General features: G+C 59.8%; 19 protein-coding genes. 10 read left to right on the top strand and 9 right to left on the bottom strand.

The window, feature by feature from the left end:
* Positions 1-3 precede the first annotated feature (3 nt).
* Entirely contained in the window at positions 4-834 is an 831-nt protein-coding gene (locus tag CS390_RS25555; RefSeq protein ID WP_371918252.1) for a methyl-accepting chemotaxis protein, read from the top strand.
* 36 nt (positions 835-870) lie between these two features.
* Here CS390_RS25555 and CS390_RS01940 read toward each other — a convergent pair whose 3' ends face one another.
* The 3 genes from CS390_RS01940 to CS390_RS01930 all read right to left on the bottom strand — a co-directional run bounded on the left by CS390_RS01940 (position 871) and on the right by CS390_RS01930 (position 5075).
* Entirely contained in the window at positions 871-1467 is a 597-nt protein-coding gene (locus tag CS390_RS01940) for a DUF924 family protein (RefSeq protein ID WP_065760635.1), read from the bottom strand.
* Between the two features lie 4 nt (positions 1468-1471).
* Positions 1472-2482 (bottom strand): class 1 fructose-bisphosphatase, encoded by a 1011-nt coding sequence (locus CS390_RS01935; RefSeq protein ID WP_065760634.1) that lies wholly within the window; start codon positions 2480-2482, stop codon positions 1472-1474.
* 142 nt (positions 2483-2624) lie between these two features.
* Positions 2625-5075 carry a glycogen/starch/alpha-glucan phosphorylase gene (locus CS390_RS01930; RefSeq protein WP_099773354.1) on the bottom strand — a complete coding sequence of 817 codons (2451 nt, stop codon included), beginning with the start codon at positions 5073-5075 and terminating at the stop codon, positions 2625-2627.
* Between the two features lie 196 nt (positions 5076-5271).
* On the opposite strand from CS390_RS01930, the gene CS390_RS01925 reads away from it, so the two are divergent.
* The gene (locus CS390_RS01925) at positions 5272-5676 is read left to right on the top strand and encodes a YkgJ family cysteine cluster protein (RefSeq protein ID WP_065760654.1); all 405 of its coding nucleotides are present in this window, start codon (positions 5272-5274) and stop codon (positions 5674-5676) included.
* A gap of 97 nt (positions 5677-5773) precedes the next feature.
* Here CS390_RS01925 and typA read toward each other — a convergent pair whose 3' ends face one another.
* Together typA and thiI are read right to left on the bottom strand one after the other, a co-directional pair.
* Positions 5774-7597, bottom strand: a complete 1824-nt coding sequence (typA, locus tag CS390_RS01920) for a translational GTPase TypA (RefSeq protein WP_099773353.1) — start codon at positions 7595-7597, stop codon at positions 5774-5776.
* A gap of 127 nt (positions 7598-7724) precedes the next feature.
* Positions 7725-9179, bottom strand: a complete 1455-nt coding sequence (gene thiI / locus CS390_RS01915; protein ID WP_065761550.1) for a tRNA uracil 4-sulfurtransferase ThiI — start codon at positions 9177-9179, stop codon at positions 7725-7727.
* A gap of 330 nt (positions 9180-9509) precedes the next feature.
* On the opposite strand from thiI, the gene glnA reads away from it, so the two are divergent.
* The 3 genes from glnA (at position 9510) to ntrC (ending at position 13949) form a co-directional block, all read left to right on the top strand.
* Positions 9510-10916: a glutamate--ammonia ligase gene (glnA, locus tag CS390_RS01905; protein WP_065761549.1), complete on the top strand. Its 1407-nt coding sequence runs from the start codon at positions 9510-9512 to the stop codon at positions 10914-10916.
* Positions 10917-11430: 514 nt separating this feature from the next.
* Positions 11431-12516, top strand: coding sequence for a nitrogen regulation protein NR(II) (gene glnL, locus CS390_RS01900; protein WP_065761548.1), 1086 nt, complete (start codon positions 11431-11433; stop codon positions 12514-12516).
* On the top strand, positions 12513-13949 hold the full coding sequence (ntrC, locus tag CS390_RS01895) for a nitrogen regulation protein NR(I) (RefSeq protein WP_099773352.1): 1437 nt from the start codon (positions 12513-12515) through the stop codon (positions 13947-13949). Before glnL ends, ntrC begins: the two co-directional genes overlap by 4 nt.
* A gap of 295 nt (positions 13950-14244) precedes the next feature.
* Here the strand turns inward: ntrC and CS390_RS01890 are convergent, their stop codons facing one another.
* A complete protein-coding gene (locus tag CS390_RS01890; protein ID WP_099773351.1) occupies positions 14245-14682 on the bottom strand; it encodes a hypothetical protein in 438 nt (145 codons plus the stop codon).
* On the opposite strand from CS390_RS01890, the gene trmL reads away from it, so the two are divergent.
* Positions 14681-15136: a tRNA (uridine(34)/cytosine(34)/5-carboxymethylaminomethyluridine(34)-2'-O)-methyltransferase TrmL gene (gene trmL / locus CS390_RS01885; protein WP_065761545.1), complete on the top strand. Its 456-nt coding sequence runs from the start codon at positions 14681-14683 to the stop codon at positions 15134-15136. The genes CS390_RS01890 and trmL overlap by 2 nt on opposite strands.
* A 48-nt stretch (positions 15137-15184) precedes the next feature.
* Here trmL and secB read toward each other — a convergent pair whose 3' ends face one another.
* From secB to CS390_RS01870, 3 genes are read right to left on the bottom strand one after another with little or no spacing between them, the layout of a single operon-like run.
* Complete coding sequence (gene secB / locus CS390_RS01880) at positions 15185-15673, bottom strand: protein-export chaperone SecB (RefSeq protein ID WP_065761544.1); 489 nt, start codon at positions 15671-15673, stop codon at positions 15185-15187.
* A 39-nt stretch (positions 15674-15712) separates the two neighbouring features.
* Entirely contained in the window at positions 15713-15967 is a 255-nt protein-coding gene (gene grxC / locus CS390_RS01875) for a glutaredoxin 3 (protein ID WP_065761543.1), read from the bottom strand.
* A 3-nt stretch (positions 15968-15970) separates the two neighbouring features.
* Positions 15971-16384 (bottom strand): rhodanese-like domain-containing protein, encoded by a 414-nt coding sequence (locus tag CS390_RS01870; protein WP_065761542.1) that lies wholly within the window; start codon positions 16382-16384, stop codon positions 15971-15973.
* A gap of 213 nt (positions 16385-16597) precedes the next feature.
* Here CS390_RS01870 and gpmI point away from each other — a divergent pair, with 213 nt between their 5' ends.
* The 4 genes from gpmI (at position 16598) to CS390_RS01850 (ending at position 21723) form a co-directional block, all read left to right on the top strand.
* Positions 16598-18133, top strand: a complete 1536-nt coding sequence (gene gpmI / locus CS390_RS01865) for a 2,3-bisphosphoglycerate-independent phosphoglycerate mutase (RefSeq protein ID WP_099773350.1) — start codon at positions 16598-16600, stop codon at positions 18131-18133.
* Between the two features lie 127 nt (positions 18134-18260).
* Positions 18261-19547: a murein hydrolase activator EnvC gene (locus CS390_RS01860; RefSeq protein ID WP_099773349.1), complete on the top strand. Its 1287-nt coding sequence runs from the start codon at positions 18261-18263 to the stop codon at positions 19545-19547.
* Between the two features lie 87 nt (positions 19548-19634).
* Positions 19635-20954, top strand: a complete 1320-nt coding sequence (locus tag CS390_RS01855; RefSeq protein WP_065762004.1) for a S41 family peptidase — start codon at positions 19635-19637, stop codon at positions 20952-20954.
* 1 nt (position 20955) lies between these two features.
* A complete protein-coding gene (locus CS390_RS01850) occupies positions 20956-21723 on the top strand; it encodes a divergent polysaccharide deacetylase family protein (RefSeq protein WP_256587553.1) in 768 nt (255 codons plus the stop codon).
* Position 21724: the final 1 nt, after the last annotated feature.

Genomic DNA, 21724 nt, shown 5'->3' with positions numbered 1-21724 from the left:
GAAGTGTCCTCGGCTACCGGTCAGGTCAATGAAGTAGCCACCCGCGTGGTCAGCGCCTCGAACGCCTCGATTCAGAATGCCGACCAGCAGGCCAGCCGGACCAACAGTGTTGCTGCAGCCATCAACCAGCTCGGCGCCGCCGCACAGGAGATCGCGCAAAACGCCGCGCTAGCGTCGCAACACTCCAGTGAAGCGCGCAACCTGGCCGAAGACGGTCAGCAGGTGGTTGATCAAACCATTTCGGTGATGAATCAGCTGTCGACGAAGATCAGCGACTCCTGCGGCAATATCGAAACCCTGAACGCCAACACGGTGAACATCGGGCAAATCCTCGACGTCATCAGTGGCATTTCCCAGCAGACCAACCTGTTGGCGCTTAACGCTGCCATCGAAGCAGCGCGTGCCGGTGAAGCCGGGCGTGGTTTCGCGGTGGTGGCCGATGAAGTGCGTAACCTTGCCCATCGCACCCAGGACTCAGCGCAGCAGGTACAACGGATCATCGAAGAACTGCAGAGCGGGGCGCGGGATGCGGTCAACACCATGACCGAAAGCCAGAGCCAGAGTGAACGCAGTGTCGGTATCGCCAACCAGGCCGGTGAGCGCCTGGGCAGTGTGACCCAGCGGATCAGCGAGATCGATGGCATGAATCAATCGGTCGCTACGGCCACCGAGGAGCAGACCGCCGTGGTGGAGTCGATCAACGTCGACATCACCGAGATCAACACGCTGAATCAGGAGGGGGTGCAAAACCTGCAAACCACTCTGCAGGCGTGCAATGACCTGGAACACCAGGCCACCCGCTTGAAACATCTGGTCGGCAGTTTCAGGATCTAAACAGCGCTGCATCGCCGGCCAGGCCGGCGATGCGCCTTAGAACCGAGAGCCCGGCTCCAGCAGGAAGTCCATTTCCTCGTCGGTGCTGGGCCGACCGAGTACCAGATTGCGGTGCGGGAAGCGCCCGAAACGGGTTATGACGCGCTGATGCTGCTCGGCATAATCGAGAAAACCCTCGAACAGGCGACGATCAGACTCAGGCTGGGCCGCCAGCAACAGCCGGTAACGCTCGACGCAGATATTCTGCCAGTCCAGCACTTCGGCATGTTCCAGTACCAGCAGGATGAACACCCGCTGGATCGGCAAAAGCTGATAATCCCAGGCTTTGTCCAGGCCCTGCATCACCAGCACCTGTGCACGCCGGTCGCCATCGAAGGCTCGCGGCGTATCGCGATAGATCATCCGCGGCAGTTGATCCAGCAACAATACAAGGCCCAACCACCCCTGAGGGCTTTGCAACCACTCATCCAGGCCGCCAGCCAGTGCCTGCTCGACCAGATCACCGAAGCGCTCATGCGCCTCGGCATCGTGGTGCTTGCCGAACCACAAGGTGCTCTTCTCGTCAGCCACGTCTTGAGGGCTGGTGCCCCAACCGAACCACCACTCCAGTAACGGCTGCCAAGGTGCGAGCATGGAATTACTCCTTGTGGTAGCCGGTCACGCGCTCGACTTCCTGCTTGGAGCCGAGGAACACTGCAACGCGCTGGTGCAGGCTGTCTGGCTGAATGTCGAGAATACGCTGATGACCGTCAGTGGCAGCACCACCGGCCTGCTCGATGATGAACGACATCGGGTTGGCTTCGTACATCAGGCGCAGCTTGCCCGGCTTGGAAGGCTCGCGGGAGTCACGTGGGTACATGAACAGGCCGCCACGGGTCAGGATGCGGTGCACATCGGCAACCATCGACGCGATCCAGCGCATGTTGTAGTTCTTTTTCAGCGGGCCGGTTTCGCCTTCCAGCAACTCGCCGACATAGCGCTGTACCGGGGCTTCCCAGTGACGCTGGTTGGACATGTTGATGGCGAACTCGGCGGTGCTTTCCGGCACGCTGATGTTCTCGTTAGTCAGGACGAAGCTGCCCAGCTCGCGATCCAGGGTGAAGCCTTTGACGCCATCACCCAGGGTCAGGATCAGCATGGTCTGCGGGCCATAGATCGCGTAACCGGCAGCAACCTGCTTGGTGCCTGGCTGCAGGAAGGCTTTCTCGTTCAGGCTTTCGTTCTGGCTCAGGTACTCATTCGGGCAACGCAGTACCGAAAAGATGGTGCCGACCGACACGTTGACGTCAATGTTCGAAGAGCCGTCCAACGGGTCGAACACCAGCAGGTAGGCACCCTTCGGGTATTTGCCCGGGATCTGGTAGGCGTTGTCCATTTCCTCGGACGCCATGCCGGCCAGGTGGCCGCCCCACTCGTTGGCCTCAAGCAGGATATCGTTGGAAATCACGTCCAGTTTCTTCTGGACTTCGCCTTGCACGTTTTCAGTACCCATGCTGCCGAGGACGCCGCCCAGGGCGCCTTTGGAGACGTGGTGGCTGATCTCCTTGCACGCACGCGCCACCACTTCGATCAGGAAGCGCAGATCGGCAGGGGTACTGTTGCTGCGGGTCTGCTCAATCAAATAGCGACTCAGGGTAACGCGGGACATGTAAGGCTCCGAAGGAAGGGGGTAGTAAAAAACCCACGCAGTTTACAGGGAGAGTGAAGCGCTAGCGAGCAATAGGACGGGCTCGTCTGATCAGACGGCACATTGGCCCGAGAGTTCACCCCCTCGGGCCACATGCAGCCACTCACTCCAGCGCATGCCAGATCTCGGTGGCGTACTCGCGAATGGTCCGATCCGAAGAGAACCAGCCCATGCGCGCACTGTTGAGTACCGCCGAACGCCACCACAGCTCAGGTTCGCGCCACAACGCCTCTACGCGCCGCTGCGCCTCCCAGTAGGCGTCAAAATCAGCGCACACCAGGAAGCGGTCATAGGCCAGCAGCGAGTCGATCAACCCGACGTACCGCGATGGATCATCCGGCGAAAACACTCCGCCACGAATGGCATGAAGCACATCATTGAGGCGATGTGAGGCGGCTGCAGTGGCATGGGCGCTGAAATCGCCACTGCGCTTGCGTGCCTCGACCTGCTGGGCGGTGAGGCCAAAGATAAACATGTGCTCGGCACCGACCTGCTCGGACATCTCGACGTTGGCGCCATCCAGCGTGCCGATGGTCAAGGCGCCATTGAGGCCGAACTTCATATTGCTGGTGCCAGACGCCTCATAACCAGCAGTGGAGATCTGCTCGGACAAGTCTGCCGCCGGAATGATGCTCTCCGCCAGGCTGACGTTGTAGTTGGGCAGGAATACGACCTTGAGCTGGCCCCGCACCGTCGGATCGTTATTGACCACCTTGGCAATGTCGTTGGCCAGCTTGATGATCAGCTTGGCCTGGTGGTAGCTGGCTGCCGCCTTGCCCGCGAACAGTTTCACCCTTGGCACCCAGTTGGTCTCGGGCTCGGCACGGATCGCCTGATACAGCGCCACGGTATGCAACAGGTTGAGCAGTTGGCGCTTGTACTCGTGGATGCGCTTGACCTGCACATCGAACATCGCCTCAGGGCTGATGGTGATACCCAAGCGGTCCTGAATCATTTGCGCCAGTACCCGCTTGCTGTGCAGGCGCTGCTCGGCGAAACGTTTGCGGAAGCCGGCCTGTTCAGCGAAAGGCTCAAGCCCCCTCAAACGTGTCTCCGGATTGTCGAGCAAGTCGGCACCGAGTGCCTCCACCATCATGCCGGTCAAGCGTGGATTGGCCTGGTAGAGCCAGCGGCGAAAGGTGATGCCGTTGGTCTTGTTGTTGATCCGGTCGGGGTACAACTTGTGCAGTTCGGCAAACACCGTGCTGCGCATCAGCTTGGAATGCAGCGCCGAAACACCGTTGACGCTGTGTGACCCTAGAAACGCCAGATTACCCATGCGCACACGGCGCCCGTTGTCCTCTTCAATCAGCGAGACCGCCCGCAGCACATCGAAATCATGAATGCCATTGGCCCGCAGGGCGTCGATATGGAAGGCATTGATCAGGTAAATGATCTGCATGTGCCGTGGCAGCATCCGTTCCATCAGGCCCACCGGCCAGGTTTCCAGCGCTTCGGGCAATAGCGTGTGATTGGTATAGGCCAGGGTATCGACGGTCAACTGCCAGGCGGTATCCCAGGGCACTTCGTGTTGATCGACCAACAGCCGCATCAACTCAGCCACGGCAATCGAGGGGTGGGTATCGTTGAGCTGGATCGCCACCTGCTTGGGCAGGCTAAGGAAGTCATCATGCATGTTCAGGTGGCGGCGCAGCAGGTCCTGCAGCGAGGCCGAAACGAAGAAGTACTCCTGGCGCAACCGCAATTCCTGACCGGCTTCGGTGCTGTCGGCAGGGTACAACACCCGCGAAATGCTCTCGGCGCGCGCCACCTCAGCCACGGCACCCAAGTGGTCACCGGCATTGAAGCGCTCCAGGTGCAGTTCTTCCAGCGCCCGCGCCCGCCAGAGGCGCAACGTGTTCACACTGGCGCCACGCCAACCGACGACCGGCGTGTCGTACGCCACCGCGCGTACCGTCTCGGCCGGCCACCATACTTGCCGGGAAGATCCGTCAGCCTGCTTGACGGTCTCCACGCTGCCACCAAAACTGATGGGGTAAATGACTTCGGCCCGTTCAAATTCCCAGGGGTTACCGAAATCCAGCCAGTTTTCAGTCTGCTCCTGTTGCCAGCCATCGACGACCGCCTGACGGAACAGACCGTGCTCATAACGGATGCCGTAGCCGTGCGCCGCAATACCGAGCGTTGACATGCTTTCCATGAAACAGGCTGCCAAGCGCCCCAGGCCACCATTGCCAAGGGCAGCATCCGGTTCGAGCAGGCGAATACGCTCCAGGTCAACGTTCAACCCGGTCAAGGCTTCACGTGCAACGTCAAGCAAGCCCAGGTTGCTCAGGCTGTCATACAGCAGGCGACCGATCAGGAACTCCAGTGACAGGTAATAGACCCGTTTCTGGTTACTTCGGTAGATCTCCCGCGTATGGTCCATCCAGTGGTTGACCATATGATCACGGGCCGCCAGGGCAATGGCTTCAAACCAGTCATGGTCGAAAGCGTGCTCCGGGTCCTTGCCAACCGCATACGTCAGTTTGGCCAATACAGCGGCGCGGAAGGCCGCCACCTCTTCGTCACGAGCAAGCGTTTCCTGAGACATTCGTCGTCCTCAAGCAGGTTGACGTTCGGGTGCGATCTATCAGCCTAGACGCTCCAGCACAGACCGACAGCCCTGGTTCGTGGTTTTCTGCGTGACGCCAGAAACTTTCATCGAGAAAAACCGGCAAATGGTTGTTCATTCTTTCACCAACCCCGGTATCATCGCGCGCCCGTATGACCGCCGAAAGTCGAACCCGATGAAACCGACCCTGATCGCAGCAGCTGAACTAGACCGCCTGGATACCTGGCAAAAATATGCCAGCCACATGTGTGGAGGCTGCATGTCCAGTTGCTGCACCCTGCCAGTGGAAGTGCGCATCAAGGACTTGATCCGTATCGGGGTGGTCGACGAATTTGAAAAGGACGAGCCGCCGAAGAACGTTGCCAAGCGGCTGCAAAAGGAAGGGATTGTCGAGCGCTTCAATCAGAAGTCGGGCATCTTCACCCTGGCGCGGATGAGCAACGACGATTGCCTGTACCTGGACCGCAAGAGCCGCCTCTGCACCATCTACGACAAGCGCCCGGACACCTGCCGCAACCACCCGAAAATCGGCCCTCGGCCGGGCTATTGCGCCTACAAGCCAAAGCCTCCAGCGCGCTAAGCGCTACCAACGGGTAGTCGTCGGCCTGGCTGGCGACAAACGCACATAAAAAAACGCCCCCGGCCTTTCGACCGGGGGCGTTTTCATTTAGCCGAGCTTAGTTAGCCTTGGCTTTCTTGGCAGCGCGGGTACGCTCGCCTTCGTCGAGGATCTTCTTGCGCAGACGGATCGACTTCGGCGTAACTTCACACAGCTCGTCGTCCTGGATGAACTCCAGAGCCTGTTCCAGGGTGAAACGAACCGGTGGAACCAGAGCGATGGTTTCGTCTTTACCCGAAGCACGCATGTTGTCGAGCTTCTTGCCCTTGGTAGGGTTGACGCCCAGGTCGTTGTCACGGCTGTTCAGACCAACGATCTGACCGTTGTAGATGTCCTGACCGTGCTCGATGAACAGCTTGCCACGTGCCTGCAGGGTTTCCAGGGAGTAGGTCAGTGCCTTGCCGGTCTCAACCGATACCAGTACACCGTTCTGACGGCCGGACATGTGGCCGGACTTCATGGTGTCGTAGCGATCGAAGATCGAGGTCAGGATGCCTGCACCGTTGGTCAGGGTCAGGAACTGGTTACGGAAACCAATCAGACCACGGGCTGGAATGTTGTACTCCAGACGCACACGACCTTTACCATCCGGCGACATGTTGGTCAGGTCGCCTTTACGCAGACCCATCTCTTCCATGACCTTGCCCTGAGCTTCTTCAGGGATGTCGATGGTGACGTTCTCGAACGGCTCCTGCTTGACGCCGTTGACTTCACGGATGATTACTTCAGGACGGCCTACAGCCATCTCGAAGCCTTCACGACGCATGGTTTCGATCAGAACCGACAGGTGCAGCTCACCACGGCCGGAAACCTTGAACTTGTCAGCCGAGTCGCCTTCTTCAACGCGCAGTGCAACGTTGTACAGCAGCTCTTTGTCCAGACGTTCCTTGATGTTACGGCTGGTGACGAACTTGCCTTCCTTACCGCAGAACGGCGAGTCGTTGACCTGGAAGGTCATCGAAACGGTTGGTTCGTCAACGGTCAGTGGCTTCATCGCTTCGACGTTCAGTGGGTCGCACAGGGTGTCGGAGATGAACAGCTCGTCGAAACCGCTGACGCAAACGATATCGCCCGCCAGTGCTTCTTCAACGTCAACGCGGTGCAGACCGTGGTGACCCATCAGCTTCAGGATACGGCCGTTGCGCTTCTTGCCGTCAACGTCGATGGCTACAACCGGGGTGTTCGGCTTGACGCGACCACGGGCGATACGGCCAACGCCGATAACACCGAGGAAGCTGTTGTAGTCCAGGGCAGAGATCTGCATCTGGAACGGGCCGTCACGGTCAACGGAAGGCGCTGGTACGTTGTCGACGATCGACTGGTACAGCGGGGTCATGTCTTCCGCCATGTCGGTGTGGTCCAGACCGGCAATGCCGTTCAGGGCCGAGGCGTAGACGACTTTGAAGTCCAGCTGTTCATCGGTAGCACCGAGGTTGTCGAACAGGTCGAAGATCTGGTCCAGAACCCAATCAGGACGCGCGCCTGGACGGTCAACCTTGTTGATTACCACGATTGGACGCAGGCCGGCTTCGAAGGCCTTCTTGGTCACGAAACGGGTTTGCGGCATAGGGCCGTCTTGAGCGTCAACCAGCAGCAGCACGGAGTCGACCATCGACATTACGCGCTCAACCTCGCCACCGAAGTCGGCGTGGCCGGGGGTATCCACGATGTTGATGTGGTAGCCGTTCCAGTTGATGGCGGTGTTCTTCGCCAGAATGGTAATGCCGCGCTCTTTTTCCTGGTCGTTGGAGTCCATCACGCGCTCGTCGTTGAGCTCGTTGCGCTCCAGAGTGCCGGACTGACGCAGGAGTTTGTCTACCAGGGTGGTTTTACCATGGTCAACGTGGGCGATGATGGCGATGTTACGGAGATTTTCGATCACTTGTGTATCTCGAGCAGAGGATTCGGGTTGCCGCCAGTTTAGGCGGCGAATATGAATGAAAAACGCTCAACGGGCCCGCCGGTCGGGAGGGCGGTGGCGGATGCTGCCGCCATACAGCCCTGGCGTCTTATGCCGGGCGATAAACACGCACATTGGCATGTCCCTCGCTCAATAAGTGGTGGGCATGCAGGCGGCTCATTACGCCCTTGTCGCAATACAGCAGGTACTGGCGGGTAGCATCCAGTTCCTTGAAACGGCTGTTCAGGGCATAGAACGGCAGCACCTGAACTTCGATACCTTCGAGTACCAGTGGCTGGTCTTCCTGGGCGTCGGGGTGACGGATGTCGATCACCACCTGCCCGGCCAACGCCTGGCTGACTTCTTCAATCTGAATATCCTGGCCCAGCTCATCGATGACATTGTCGATCGAGATCAGGCGGGCACGCTCCAGCGCACGCTCCAGCACCGCCATGTCGAAACTGCGTTCTTCGCTTTCGACGCGGTGACGCTTGGCACAGGTAGTCGGGTTCACCGAAATCACGCCGCAGTATTCTGGCATGTGCTTGGCGAACTCGGCGGTCCCGATCTGGTAGGCCTGATCGATGATGTCCTGCTTGTGGCTGGCCAACAGCGGGCGCAACACCAGTTTCTCGGTCGCCGAATCGATCACTGCCAGGTTCGGCAGGGTCTGGCTGGAGACCTGGGAAATCGCCTCACCGGTCACCAGTGCGTCGATTTCCAGGCGATCGGCAATGCGGGTTGCAGCACGCAACATCATACGCTTGAGGGTAACGCCCATATAGCTGTTACCGACCTTGCCGAGAATTTCGCCGACCACTTCTTCGAACGGCACGCTGACAAACAGCACACGCTGGCTGCTGCCGTACTTTTTCCAGAGAAAGTGTGCGACTTCCATTACGCCAAGCTCGTGGGCACGGCCACCGAGGTTGAAGAAACAGAAATGGGTCATCAGGCCGCGACGCATCATCTGGTAGGCCGCCACGGTAGAGTCGAAACCACCCGACATCAGCACCAGGGTCTGTTCCAGCGCGCCCAGCGGGTAGCCGCCGATGCCCGGGTGCTGGCTGTGCACCACGAACAGGCGCTCATCACGCAGCTCAAGACGCACGACCACTTCAGGGTTGCGCAGATCGATCCCGGCGGCGCCGCACTGCTGGCGCAGTTGGCTGCCAACATAACGATCGACATCCATGGAAGTGAAGCTGTGCTTGCCGGCACGCTTGCAGCGAACCGAAAAATGCTTGCCGGCCAGCTGCGCACCATAATGAAGCTTGCACTTGGCGACGATATCGTCGAAATCGACCAGCGGGTATTCGTCGACCTGCAGGAAATGCGCAATGCCCGGCGTGCAGGACAGGCGCTCGATCATCTCGCGCTGCACTTTTTCATCGTCCAGGCGCGTGATGATCTCGAGATTATCCCAGACACCCTTGACCACGAGCTCTGGATCGAGATCCTTGAGCACGACACGAATGTTGCGGCAGAGCTGGCGAATGAAGCGCTTGCGCACCGGGCCGCTCTTGATGGTGATCTCTGGGAAAATCTTGACGATTAGTTTCATGAAAAACTGCGCGCAATGTGCCAAGCGAAAAAGGGGGGCGCGGATTATAGCGGAAATTGCTCAAGGTTTGACCAACTATTGTACGGACGGCATCTAACGCACCAAAACAGGTCATCTTGATTAAAAATCGCATCATAAGAGTGCGAAAAAAATCCGCTTTTTCAGTATTTACGGCGCAAACGCCTATGTTTGGGGCAAAAAACCCAAGTCGGGGCACTGGCATGCAATTTGCTCCCTTGTGAGGCAGGTTGCCTTGGCGGACTATTCGCGCCCGGCATCACCCAAATTCAAGGGCTGCACAGGCAAGCTCTACCCCACCCGGAGGACACTATGTCGAAGTCGGTTCAACTCATCAAAGATCATGACGTTAAATGGATTGATCTGCGCTTCACTGACACCAAAGGCACTCAGCACCACGTGACCATGCCAGCCCGTGATGCGCTGGATGAAGACTTCTTTGAAGCCGGCAAGATGTTCGACGGCTCCTCCATCGCTGGATGGAAAGGCATCGAAGCGTCCGACATGATCCTGATGCCGGTCGACGATACTGCCGTGCTCGATCCGTTCACCGAAGAGCCAACGCTGATCATCGTTTGCGACATCATCGAACCTTCGACCATGCAAGGCTACGACCGCGACCCACGCGCCATCGCCAAGCGTGCCGAGGAGTACCTGAAGTCCACCGCTATCGGCGACACCGTACTGGTCGGCCCGGAGCCAGAGTTCTTCATCTTCGACGAAGTGAAATTCAAGTCCGACATCTCGGGCTCGATGTTCAAGATCTTCTCCGAACAAGGTTCGTGGATGTCCGACCAGGACGTCGAAGGCGGCAACAAAGGTCACCGCCCAGGCGTCAAAGGCGGTTACTTCCCAGTTCCTCCGTTCGACCATGACCACGAAATCCGTACTGCCATGTGTAATGCCATGGAAGAAATGGGCCTGGTCATCGAAGTTCACCACCACGAAGTGGCAACTGCCGGCCAGAACGAAATCGGTGTGCGTTTCAACACCCTGGTGAAGAAAGCCGACGAAGTTCAGACCCTGAAGTACTGCGTACACAACGTTGCCGACGCTTACGGCCGTACCGCTACCTTCATGCCGAAGCCACTGTACGGTGACAACGGTTCGGGCATGCACGTTCACATGTCCATCTCCAAAGAAGGCAAGAACACCTTCTCCGGCGAAGGCTATGCCGGCCTGTCCGACACCGCCCTGTACTTCATCGGCGGTATCATCAAGCACGGTAAGGCACTGAACGGCTTCACCAACCCTTCGACCAACTCCTACAAGCGTCTGGTCCCAGGCTTCGAAGCCCCTGTAATGCTGGCCTACTCGGCGCGCAACCGCTCCGCCTCGATCCGTATTCCATACGTTTCCAGCCCGAAAGCTCGTCGTATCGAAGCGCGCTTCCCGGACCCGGCTGCCAACCCATACCTGTGCTTCGCAGCGCTGCTGATGGCAGGTCTGGACGGTATCCAGAACAAGATCCACCCAGGCGATGCCGCCGACAAGAACCTGTACGACCTGCCGCCTGAAGAGGCCAAGGAAATCCCACAGGTTTGTGGCAGCCTGAAAGAAGCCCTGGAAGAGCTGGACAAGGGCCGTGCGTTCCTGACCAAAGGCGGCGTTTTCAGCGACGACTTCATCGACGCCTACATCGCCCTGAAAAGCGAAGAAGAAATCAAGGTTCGCACCTTCGTACACCCACTGGAATACGAGCTGTACTACAGCTGCTAATCCCGTGACGCTCGCGCAAGCGGCGTAAGAAAGGCCTCCCTCGGGAGGCCTTTCTTGTTTCTGACGTGTCACCTACGCAAAGCCCAGACGCCTGGCACTGAGCCCTGCGGGAAGTTGGCTTGCCAACGATGCAGGCACCACGTACTCGCCGACACACCCGTCGACGCCAGCGCAGGCAAGCCTGCATCCCACAGAAAACGCGGTTTGAAGCGCCCTCGGAAGCCTCTTTCCGGGCAACGCCTTTAATGCAGAACCGATCCCGGCTCAATGCTCTATATTGGTGCAATGAGCCGCCTGCATCCGCTGTTAACAGCCCATTTTGGTTCAAGAAAATCGCAAGCCTAGGGCTTTGTAGTCCTTTTTTGGGCATATACAGGTCTTTTTCAGGCGAATCCGCTTCTTTTCGGAGCCTTGGTTTGTTTTTTGCATTTTCTTCGTATCAGCGGATTACCAGTGCGCGCGACCCTGGCTTCAGCCACGGTTGTCATGTACCAAAAGAGGTCAACGACGCCCCATGACCATCAGCGATGCTCTGCACCGACTGCTACTGGACAACCTGACCACTGCCACCATTCTGCTCAATGCCGAACTGCGTCTTGAGTACATGAATCCGGCGGCGGAGATGCTGCTCGCCATCAGTGGTCAGCGCAGCCATGGCCAGTTCATCAGCGAGCTGTTCACGGAATCGACCGAAGCGCTGAACTCCTTGCGCCAGGCCGTGGAACACGCTCACCCGTTCACTAAACGCGAAGCCCTGCTCACCTCCTTGGCCGGCCAGACCCTGACCGTCGACTACGCGGTAACGCCCATCCTGAGCAACGGAAAGACCCTGCTGTTGCTTGAAGTCCATCCGCGGGACCGCTTGCTGCGGATCACCAAGGAAGAGGCTCAGCTGTCCAAACAAGAGACCACCAAGATGCTGGTCCGTGGCCTGGCCCACGAGATCAAGAACCCGCTTGGCGGTATTCGCGGCGCGGCACAGTTGTTGGCTCGCGAGTTACCTGAAGAAAGCCTGAAGGACTACACCAACGTCATCATTGAAGAGGCAGATCGCCTGCGCAACCTGGTTGATCGCATGCTGGGCTCGAACAAACTGCCGTCACTGGCCATGACCAACATCCATGAAGTACTGGAGCGGGTCTGTAGCCTGGTCGAAGCAGAAAGCCAAGGCTGCATCACCTTGGTGCGGGACTATGACCCTAGCCTGCCGGACGTCCTGATCGATCGCGAGCAGATGATCCAGGCCGTGCTCAACATCGTTCGCAACGCCATGCAGGCCATAAGCGCCCAGAACGAACTGCGCCTGGGCCGTATCAGCCTGCGTACCAGAGCCATGCGCCAGTTCACCATTGGCCATACACGCCATCGCCTGGTGGCCAAGGTCGAAATCATCGACAACGGCCCAGGCATTCCCGCCGAACTGCAGGAAACCATCTTTTATCCAATGGTCAGCGGCCGTCCAGACGGAACCGGGCTGGGCCTGGCCATTACCCAGAACATCATCAGCCAGCACCAAGGGCTGATCGAGTGTGACAGCCACCCTGGTCACACCAACTTTTCGATCTTCCTGCCGCTGGAACAAGGAGCCATGTCCTCATGAGCCGTAGTGAAACTGTCTGGATCGTCGATGACGATCGCTCCATCCGCTGGGTTCTGGAAAAAGCCTTGCAGCAGGAAGGCATGACCACCCAGAGCTTCGACAGCGCTGATGGCGTCATGGGTCGTTTGTCCCGGCAGCAGCCGGATGTGATCATCTCTGATATCCGCATGCCTGGGGCCAGCGGCCTGGACCTGCTCGCGCAGATTCGCGAGCAGTACCCTCGCCTGCCGGTCATCATCATGACCGCCCACTCGGACCTCGACAGCGCCGTTGCGTCTTATCAGGGCGGGGCCTTCGAGTACTTGCCTAAGCCTTTCGACGTTGACGAAGCCGTCTCACTGGTCAAACGTGCCAACCAGCATGCCCAGGAGCAACAGGGCATGGATGTGGCACCCAGCCTGACCCGCACCCCGGAAATCATCGGCGAAGCACCGGCGATGCAGGAGGTGTTCCGTGCCATTGGTCGCCTGAGCCACTCCAACATTACCGTGCTGATCAACGGCGAGTCGGGTACCGGCAAAGAGCTGGTCGCCCACGCCCTTCACCGCCACAGCCCAAGGGCAGCATCGCCGTTTATTGCACTGAACATGGCGGCAATCCCCAAGGACCTGATGGAGTCAGAGCTGTTCGGCCACGAAAAAGGCGCCTTTACCGGCGCGGCCAACCTGCGGCGCGGGCGCTTTGAGCAGGCGGACGGCGGCACCCTGTTCCTCGATGAAATTGGCGACATGCCGGCCGACACCCAGACGCGCCTGCTGCGCGTGCTGGCCGATGGCGAGTTTTATCGGGTCGGCGGCCACGTGCCGGTCAAAGTCGATGTACGAATCATTGCTGCGACCCATCAGAACCTGGAAACGCTGGTTCAGGCTGGCAAGTTCAGGGAAGACCTGTTCCACCGCCTGAACGTGATCCGCATTCACATCCCGCGCTTGTCGGATCGTCGCGAAGACATCCCGACCCTGGCCCGGCACTTCCTCAGCCGTGCCGCTCAGGAACTGGCCGTCGAGCCCAAGCTGCTCAAGCCTGAAACCGAAGAGTTCATTCGCAACCTGCCATGGCCGGGCAATGTTCGCCAGTTGGAGAACACCTGCCGCTGGATCACCGTCATGGCCTCCGGTCGGGAAGTGCACATTGGCGACCTGCCGCCCGAACTGCTGAACCTGCCGCAGGACGCCGCGCCCGTCACCAACTGGGAGCAGGCCTTGCGGCAGTGGGCAGACCTGGCCCTGGCGCGTGGGCAGTCGAACCTGCTCGACAGTGCCGTGCCTAGTTTTGAGCGGATCATGATCGAAACCGCCCTCAAACACACTGCAGGGCGCCGCCGGGATGCCGCCGTGCTGCTGGGCTGGGGGCGCAACACCCTGACCCGGAAGATCAAGGAGCTGGGAATGAACGTAGCGGGCGGCGAAGAGGACGAGGCTGACGACGCCTGACGCCCCATTACTGCAGGAGCACGCCTTGGCGCCCGTTTCACATGACGCGGCGCCGGCTCCTGCAGCCCCCGATGTAGAAGCTGCCCTCTCCTGCTGAACGCGCCACCCTGCACCAAACCCGCTCGCGATGCACCGCGACAAGGCAAAAATCCCCGTCCTAGAGCCTTCTTCTTCCGGTAAAACGGCTGTAATCAGCCATTTTCAGCCCTGCAACAAAACTGGCACACACAGTGCATAACATAGGTATCACCCGTTTTGGGGACCTTGGTACAGGCAGGCCGGGGAATCCCCTCTTTTATTCGCGCAACAATACCTGCAAGCGCCAACGCCCGTCCTGCTCTGCACCGGCCCAATCGCCGTGCAGAGGACGGGCCGCTACCAGGTTCACCAGCAAGCCCTTATCGGTCTTCTGCACCCGCCAACTCACGGGCTTGCCCTCAAGTTGCAACTGACCACGCTGAGGCCGCCCATCAGCCTCGAACAGCAGTGCAACAGCGCCCTCGACCTCTTCGCCATGCAGCTTGGGTTCTTCGTTGAACCACAGGTTCAGCCCTCCTTCGATGACCTCGACCTGCTCCAACTCCCGAGGCTCGGGCGCCGTCAAGCGACCGATCATCAGCCCGACCAACATGCCGAAGATTGCCAGCGAGAACATCACTCGCGGCCAGAGTTGCGAACGTGGGTCCGGTTCAGGAGTAGAATGCCCTTCGTCTTTTTGCCCGGAGCCGTGCATGTTTCACGTCATCCTCTTTCAACCAGAGATTCCGCCGAATACCGGCAACATTATCAGGCTGTGCGCCAACAGCGGCTGCCACCTGCACCTGATCGAGCCTATCGGCTTTGAGTTGGACGACAAGCGCTTGCGCCGAGCGGGCCTCGACTATCACGAGTACGCCACACTCAAGCGTCATGCCGACCTGCCAAGCTGCCTGGAAAGCCTGGGACAGCCGCGCCTGTTCGCGTTCACCACCAAGGCCTCGCGGCCCTTCCATGATGCCAGCTTCCAGCCCGGCGATGCGTTTTTGTTCGGTCCGGAAAGCCGCGGCCTGCCAGCCGAAGTGCTCGACGCGCTGAGCAGCGAGCAACGCCTGCGCCTGCCCATGCGCGAAGGCTGCCGCAGCCTGAACCTGTCCAACACCGTCGCGGTGGCCGTCTACGAGGCCTGGCGCCAGCAAGGCTTTGCCTGAACCAAGAAAAAAGCGCCCCGTGAGGCGCTTTCAGGTGACAGCAGTCGCTTATTGCAGCGACGGCGCCTCACCGGCTTCCTGCATACGCGCCATTTCCTGGGCGTACAGGGCATCGAAGTTCACTGGCGACAGCATCAGTGCCGGGAACGAGCCACGGGTCACCAGGCTGTCCAGCGCTTCACGCGCATAAGGGAACAGGATGTTCGGGCAGAATGCGCCCAAGGTGTGGCTCATCGAAGCGGCATCGAGGTTCTTGATCAGGAAGATACCGGCCTGCTGCACTTCAGCGATGAAGGCTACTTCTTCACCGTTCTTGACCGTGACCGACAGGGTCAGCACGACCTCGTGGAAATCGCCTTCCAGACCTTTTTGCTTGGTGTTCAGGTCCAGTGCGACGCTCGGCTCCCATTGCTGACGGAAGATCGCCGGGCTTTTCGGCGCTTCGAACGACAGGTCGCGCACATAGATGCGCTGCATGGAAAACTGCGGTGCGTTCTCATCCAGCGCTTCTGCGCCGTTGTTCTGTTGATCAGTCATGACAGATCCTTCTTTCCAGGGTCTTGTAGGGGTTCTGAATCAAGCCTTGAGCAAAGCGTCCAGCTTGCCCGCTCGCTCAAGGGCATACAGGTCGTCGCAGCCACCCACATGGGTAGCGCCGATCCAGATTTGCGGCACCGATGTACGCCCGGCCTTCTGGCTCATTTCAGCGCGCAGCTGCGGCTTGCCATCGACCTTGATCTCGTCGAAGGCTACACCTTTGCTCTGGAGCAGGTGCTTGGCGCGCGAGCAGTAAGGGCAGTAATCGCTGGAGTAGACGATGACATCAGGCATGGATCACTTCACCAATGGCAGGTTATCGGCGCGCCAGCTGGACACACCGCCAGACAGCTTGGCAGCGGTAAAGCCGGCCTTGAGCAGCTCACGGCAGGTAGTACCGGAATGCTGGCCCATGTTGTCGACCACGATCAAGGTCTTGGCCTTGTGTTTTTCCAGCTCGCCAATGCGTGCAGCCAGCTTGTCCTGAGGAATGTTCAGGGCGCCGACGATATGACCGGCAGCGAAGTCCTTGCTGGTGCGAATGTCGATGACCAGGCCCTTCTCGCTGTTGACCAGAGCGGTCAGTTCGCCGCTGCTGAGGCTGCGACCGCCGCGACGGGCCTCGGTGAGAATCAGCAGTACCAGCAGCACCGCGAACAGTGCGACGAGCAAATAGTGGTTAGTGGCGAATTCAATCAGGTGAGCAACCATCAGAGGGTTCCGGGCCATTAAAAATGTTGGCCAGTATACACAGCCGCCAAGGTCGGCCAAAGCCCGCCCGACGACCCCGCCTGCAGTAATTCCGCTTAATGTGTTGCAGCTTGTCGGCTTATTCCGTTAACCACACAAAGGGAATTCGTCATCCGGGACCAAGATGCCCTAAAATGCGTTTCTTTTTCATCTGAACAAGCGCGAGTGGGATTCATGACGAGCACGCCAAAACCCCTGGTCCTGATCATCCTGGATGGTTTCGGTCACAGCGAAAGCCACGAGTACAACGCCATCTACTCGGCCAACACCCCGGTTTATGATCGCCTGCGTGCTACACAGCCGCATGGCCTGATCTCCGGCTCCGGCATGGACGTGGGCCTGCCGGACGGCCAGATGGGCAACTCCGAGGTTGGCCACATGAACCTGGGTGCAGGGCGCGTGGTGTACCAGGACTTCACCCGTGTCACCAAGGCCATCAAGGACGGCGAGTTCTTCCAGAACCCCGTGCTGTGTGGTGCCGTGGACAAGGCGGTCGGTGCTGGCAAGGCCGTACATATCCTTGGCCTGCTCTCCGATGGTGGCGTACATAGCCACCAGGACCACCTGATCGCCATGGCAGAACTGGCCGTTCAGCGCGGCGCAGAGAAAATCTACCTGCACGCCTTCCTCGATGGCCGCGACACGCCACCAAAGAGTGCGCAATCGTCCATCGAACTGCTCGACGCCACCTTCGCCCGCCTGGGCAAGGGCCGTATTGCCAGCCTGATCGGTCGCTACTACGCGATGGACCGTGACAACCGCTGGGACCGCGTCGCTGCGGCCTACAACCTGATCGTCGACAGTGTCGCCGAGTTCAGCGCCGACAGCGCCCAGGCTGGCCTGGAAGCAGCCTATGCCCGCGACGAGAGCGATGAGTTCGTCAAAGCCACGCGTATTGGTGATGCCGTCAAGGTTGAAGACGGCGATGCTGTGATCTTCATGAACTTCCGTGCCGACCGTGCCCGCGAACTGTCGCGGGTCTTTGTCGAGACCGAGTTCAATGAATTCCCTCGCGCACGCCTGCCGAAGCTGGCGGCCTACATCGGCCTGACCCAGTACTCGGCAAAGATCCCGGCTCCGGCCGCCTTCGCCCCAGGAAGCCTGGACAATGTGCTCGGGGAATACCTGGCCAAGCAGGGCAAGACCCAACTGCGTATCGCCGAAACCGAGAAATATGCCCACGTCACCTTCTTCTTCTCCGGTGGCCGTGAAGAACCGTTCCCCGGTGAAGAGCGTATCCTGATCCCGTCACCCAAGGTCGCCACCTACGACTTGCAGCCGGAAATGAGCGCCCCCGAGGTGACCGACAAAATCGTCGAAGCCATCGAGCAGCAGCGTTATGACGTGATCGTGGTCAATTACGCCAATGGCGACATGGTTGGCCATAGCGGTGTGTTCGAGGCTGCGGTCAAGGCCGTGGAGTGCCTGGATACCTGCGTCGGCCGGCTGGTCGAAGCACTGGAGAAGGTCGGCGGCGAAGCGCTGATCACTGCCGACCATGGCAACGTCGAGCAGATGGAAGACGAATGCACTGGGCAGGCGCACACCGCGCACACCACCGAACCGGTCCCGTTCATCTACGTCGGTAAACGCCCGTTCACCGTTCGTGACGGCGGCGTACTGGCAGATGTCGCCCCCACCATGCTGAAACTGATGGGCCTGGAACAACCCCGGGAAATGACCGGGTCCTCGATCCTGATCGACGCCTGACCTGCGTAAACCCGCCATAACGGTCGGTTTTCCGGACAAACGCCTCAAGGCAGTTGCCTTGAGGCGTTTTTTTTGCGGCGCGTGCCGGGCATACTAGGCCGGTCTCCCTCTTGGTATCGCCCTTCAGATGCTTCGCGCCCTGATCCTTCTAGCCCTGACCTGCCTGTTCAGCCCGGCATTCGCCGATGAACGCGCACAAACCCAGCAGCAACTGGACGCTACGCGTCAGGATATTGCCGAGCTGAAAAAGCTCCTTGGCCAGTTGCAGCAGGAAAAATCCGGCGTGCAGAAAGACCTGCGCTCGACCGAAACCGACATCGGCAAGCTGGAAAAACAGGTGGAGGCATTGCAGAAGGAACTAAAAAAGACCGAGGGCGAGCTGGAGCGCCTGAACAGTGAGAAAAAAAAACTCCAGAGCGCCCGCATTGAACAGCAACGCCTGATCGCGATCCAGGCGCGTTCTGCTTACCAGAATGGCCGTGAGGAATACCTCAAACTGCTACTCAACCAGCAGAACCCGGAAAAATTCGCCCGCACCCTGACCTACTATGACTACTTGAGTCAGGCGCGCTTGAACCAGTTGCGCAGCTTCAATGAAACCCTGCGCCAGCTTGCCAATGTGGAAAACGACATTGCCCTGCAGCAGGCCCAGTTACTGGCCCAGCAAGGCAGCCTCGACAGTCAGCGCCAGGAGCTGGAAAAGGTCCGTGAGGAACGCCAGCAGGTACTGGCCAAGCTCGACACCGACGTAAAAGCCCGTGACCAGAAGCTACAGGCGCGCGAGCAAGAGCAGGCTGACCTGAGCCGCGTCCTCAAGACCATCGAGGAAACCCTGGCCCGTCAGGCGCGCGAGGCCGAAGAAGCACGCCAGCGTGCATTGCTTGCCCAACAGGAAGCCGAGAAACAGCGCCAGCGCGAAGCCCTTGCGGCCCGTGAAAACGATGCGCCGAAGAAGCCTCAGACAACCCCTGGCCCCCTGGTCTCCAGTGATGGAGCCGCATTTGGCGGGGCATTTCCCGCAGCTCGTGGCAAACTGCCATGGCCGGTCAATGGCCGCTTGCTGGCACGCTTTGGTGAAACCCGTGGCGATGACTCGCGGGCCAAGTGGGACGGCGTGATGATCAGCGCCTCTGCGGGCAGCCAGGTGCATGCCGTACACGGGGGCCGCGTGGTCTTCGCCGACTGGTTGCGCGGTGCCGGACTTCTGGTCATCCTCGACCATGGCAACGGTTACTTGAGCCTTTATGGCCATAACCAGACCCTGCTCAAGGATGCCGGCGACATCGTCAAAGCCGGTGAGGCCATCTCCACCGTCGGCAACAGCGGTGGCCAAAATACTTCGGCGTTGTATTTCGCCATTCGCCAGCAGGGTCGCCCGAGCGATCCGGCGCAATGGTGCAGGTCCCAGGGATAGGCATTACCTTATTGTTCACGGCCTGACCGCTATCTGTCATGCCGATGCCCCGAACGGGGCGAAACCCGGATCAGGAGTTCGTTCGACATGCTGCACTCGCCCCGCCTCACCTCGCTGGCCCTGGCTGCTGCCCTGGTCATCGGCGCGCCTCTGGCCAACGCCGCCGAACCGGCACAGCCAGCAGCGATGCCGGCCACGACCGTCAGCGCCAAGGCGCCACTGCCACTCGATGAGCTACGCACCTTCGCCGAGGTGATGGACCGCATCAAGGCAGCCTATGTCGAACCCGTCGATGACAAGACCCTGCTGGAGAATGCCATCAAGGGCATGCTCAGCAACCTCGACCCGCACTCGGCCTACCTGGGCCCGGAAGACTTCCAGGAACTGCAGGAAAGCACCAGCGGCGAGTTCGGTGGCCTGGGTATCGAAGTCGGCAGCGAGGATGGCTTCATCAAGGTGGTGTCGCCCATCGACGATACCCCGGCGTCCCGTGCAGGCATCGAGGCCGGCGACCTGATCGTCAAGATCAACGGCCAGCCGACCCGTGGCCAGACCATGACCGAAGCCGTCGATAAAATGCGTGGCAAGGTCGGCGAGAAAATCACCCTGACCCTGGTCCGCGATGGTGGCACACCGTTCGACGTGACACTGGCCCGCGCCATCATCCAGGTCAAGAGCGTCAAGAGCCAGATGCTCGAAGACGGCTATGGCTACATTCGTATCACCCAGTTCCAGGTCAAGACCGGCGAGGAAGTCGGCAAGGCGCTGGCCAAGCTGCGCAAGGACAACGGCAAGAAACTGCGTGGCCTGGTCCTGGACTTGCGCAACAACCCCGGCGGCGTGCTGCAGTCGGCGGTCGAGGTGGCCGACCACTTCCTGACCAAGGGCTTGATCGTCTACACCAAGGGCCGTATCGCCAACTCCGAACTGCGCTTCTCGGCTGACTCGGCCGACGCCAGTGAAGGCGTGCCGCTGGTGGTGCTGATCAACGGTGGCAGTGCTTCGGCATCCGAAATTGTGGCCGGCGCACTCCAGGATCAGAAACGGGGTGTACTGATGGGCACCGACAGCTTCGGTAAAGGCTCCGTGCAAACGGTACTGCCGCTGAACAATGACCGCGCACTGAAGATCACTACCGCGCTGTACTACACCCCCAACGGACGTTCGATCCAGGCCCAGGGCATTGTTCCCGACATCGAGGTGCGCCGCGCCAAGATCACCAGCGAGCAGGACAGCGAGAACTTCAAGGAAGCCGACCTGCAAGGTCACCTGGGCAATGGCAATGGCGGCGCAGACCGTCCATCGGGCAAAGGCTCCGCACGCAAGGCACGGCCGCAGGATGACGACTTCCAGCTCAGCCAGGCCCTCAGCCTGCTCAAGGGCTTGAGCATCACGCGCGACAAGTAAGGTGTTCTTGCGCTGCCTCGCGCTCGTACTGTTGTGCGGGCTGGCCGGTGCCGCCTCTGCGGCGCCGGCCTACCTGAGCCTGATCATCGATGACCTGGGACAAAACCCGGCACGAGACAGCCGTGTGCTCGCCCTGCCCGGCCCAGTGACACTCGCCGTGATGCCCGACACGCCACATGCCAGCGAGCTTGCTCGCCAGGCTCACCTGGCGGGCAAAACGGTCATTCTGCACATGCCCATGGACCCGGCAACAGGGCCCTATGCCTGGCATCCAGGCATGCCACAGGCTGAACTGATGCGCCGCCTGGACGCCGCCCTGGTCAAGGTGCCCTTCGCGGCGGGCCTGAACAACCACATGGGCAGCCGGATGACCGCAGAGCCCGAGGCCATGGGTTGGCTGATGGATGAACTGCACCAACGCGATCTGTTCTTTGTCGACAGCCGCACCAGCGCCAGGACGGTGGCCGCAGCCAAGGCCCAGGAAAAGGGCCTGGCCAGCGTCTCACGTGATGTGTTTCTGGACGATGTCCGCACCACTGCCGCCATCGCGGCGCAGTTGCAACAGGGCATCGACCTGGCGCACAAACAGGGCTCGGCGGTACTGATTGGCCACCCTTACCCGCAAACACTTGACGTGCTGGAGCGCGAGCTGCCGAAACTGAAAGCCCAAGGCATCACCTGGATTGAAATACACCAGATGATTGCCGAACGCAGCAACCAGGCCATGCCCGGCCATGGCAAACATGGCCGGTACCTGCCCGCCCGCTGAA

The organism is Pseudomonas sp. HLS-6 (genome assembly GCF_002753995.1).
GTDB classification, from domain to species: Bacteria; Pseudomonadota; Gammaproteobacteria; order Pseudomonadales; family Pseudomonadaceae; genus Aquipseudomonas; species Aquipseudomonas defluvii.
The sequence above is the reverse complement of the archived record's forward strand: the minus strand, read 5'-3'. Positions and strand labels throughout refer to the sequence as shown.

Excerpts from the sequence above, each read along its gene's own strand:
- glnA (WP_065761549.1), top strand. The coding sequence starts at position 9,510 with ATGTCGAAGTCGGTTCAACTCATCAAAGATCATGACGTTAAATGGATT.
- trmL (WP_065761545.1), top strand. The coding sequence starts at position 14,681 with ATGTTTCACGTCATCCTCTTTCAACCAGAGATTCCGCCGAATACCGGC.
- CS390_RS01940 (WP_065760635.1), bottom strand. The coding sequence starts at position 1,467 with ATGCTCGCACCTTGGCAGCCGTTACTGGAGTGGTGGTTCGGTTGGGGC.
- CS390_RS01890 (WP_099773351.1), bottom strand. The coding sequence starts at position 14,682 with ATGCACGGCTCCGGGCAAAAAGACGAAGGGCATTCTACTCCTGAACCG.
- CS390_RS01930 (WP_099773354.1), bottom strand. The coding sequence starts at position 5,075 with ATGTCTCAGGAAACGCTTGCTCGTGACGAAGAGGTGGCGGCCTTCCGC.
- CS390_RS01925 (WP_065760654.1), top strand. The coding sequence starts at position 5,272 with ATGAAACCGACCCTGATCGCAGCAGCTGAACTAGACCGCCTGGATACC.
- secB (WP_065761544.1), bottom strand. The coding sequence starts at position 15,673 with ATGACTGATCAACAGAACAACGGCGCAGAAGCGCTGGATGAGAACGCA.
- grxC (WP_065761543.1), bottom strand. The coding sequence starts at position 15,967 with ATGCCTGATGTCATCGTCTACTCCAGCGATTACTGCCCTTACTGCTCG.
- gpmI (WP_099773350.1), top strand. The coding sequence starts at position 16,598 with ATGACGAGCACGCCAAAACCCCTGGTCCTGATCATCCTGGATGGTTTC.
- CS390_RS01935 (WP_065760634.1), bottom strand. The coding sequence starts at position 2,482 with ATGTCCCGCGTTACCCTGAGTCGCTATTTGATTGAGCAGACCCGCAGC.
- thiI (WP_065761550.1), bottom strand. The coding sequence starts at position 9,179 with ATGAAACTAATCGTCAAGATTTTCCCAGAGATCACCATCAAGAGCGGC.
- CS390_RS01860 (WP_099773349.1), top strand. The coding sequence starts at position 18,261 with ATGCTTCGCGCCCTGATCCTTCTAGCCCTGACCTGCCTGTTCAGCCCG.
- CS390_RS01855 (WP_065762004.1), top strand. The coding sequence starts at position 19,635 with ATGCTGCACTCGCCCCGCCTCACCTCGCTGGCCCTGGCTGCTGCCCTG.
- glnL (WP_065761548.1), top strand. The coding sequence starts at position 11,431 with ATGACCATCAGCGATGCTCTGCACCGACTGCTACTGGACAACCTGACC.
- ntrC (WP_099773352.1), top strand. The coding sequence starts at position 12,513 with ATGAGCCGTAGTGAAACTGTCTGGATCGTCGATGACGATCGCTCCATC.
- CS390_RS01870 (WP_065761542.1), bottom strand. The coding sequence starts at position 16,384 with ATGGTTGCTCACCTGATTGAATTCGCCACTAACCACTATTTGCTCGTC.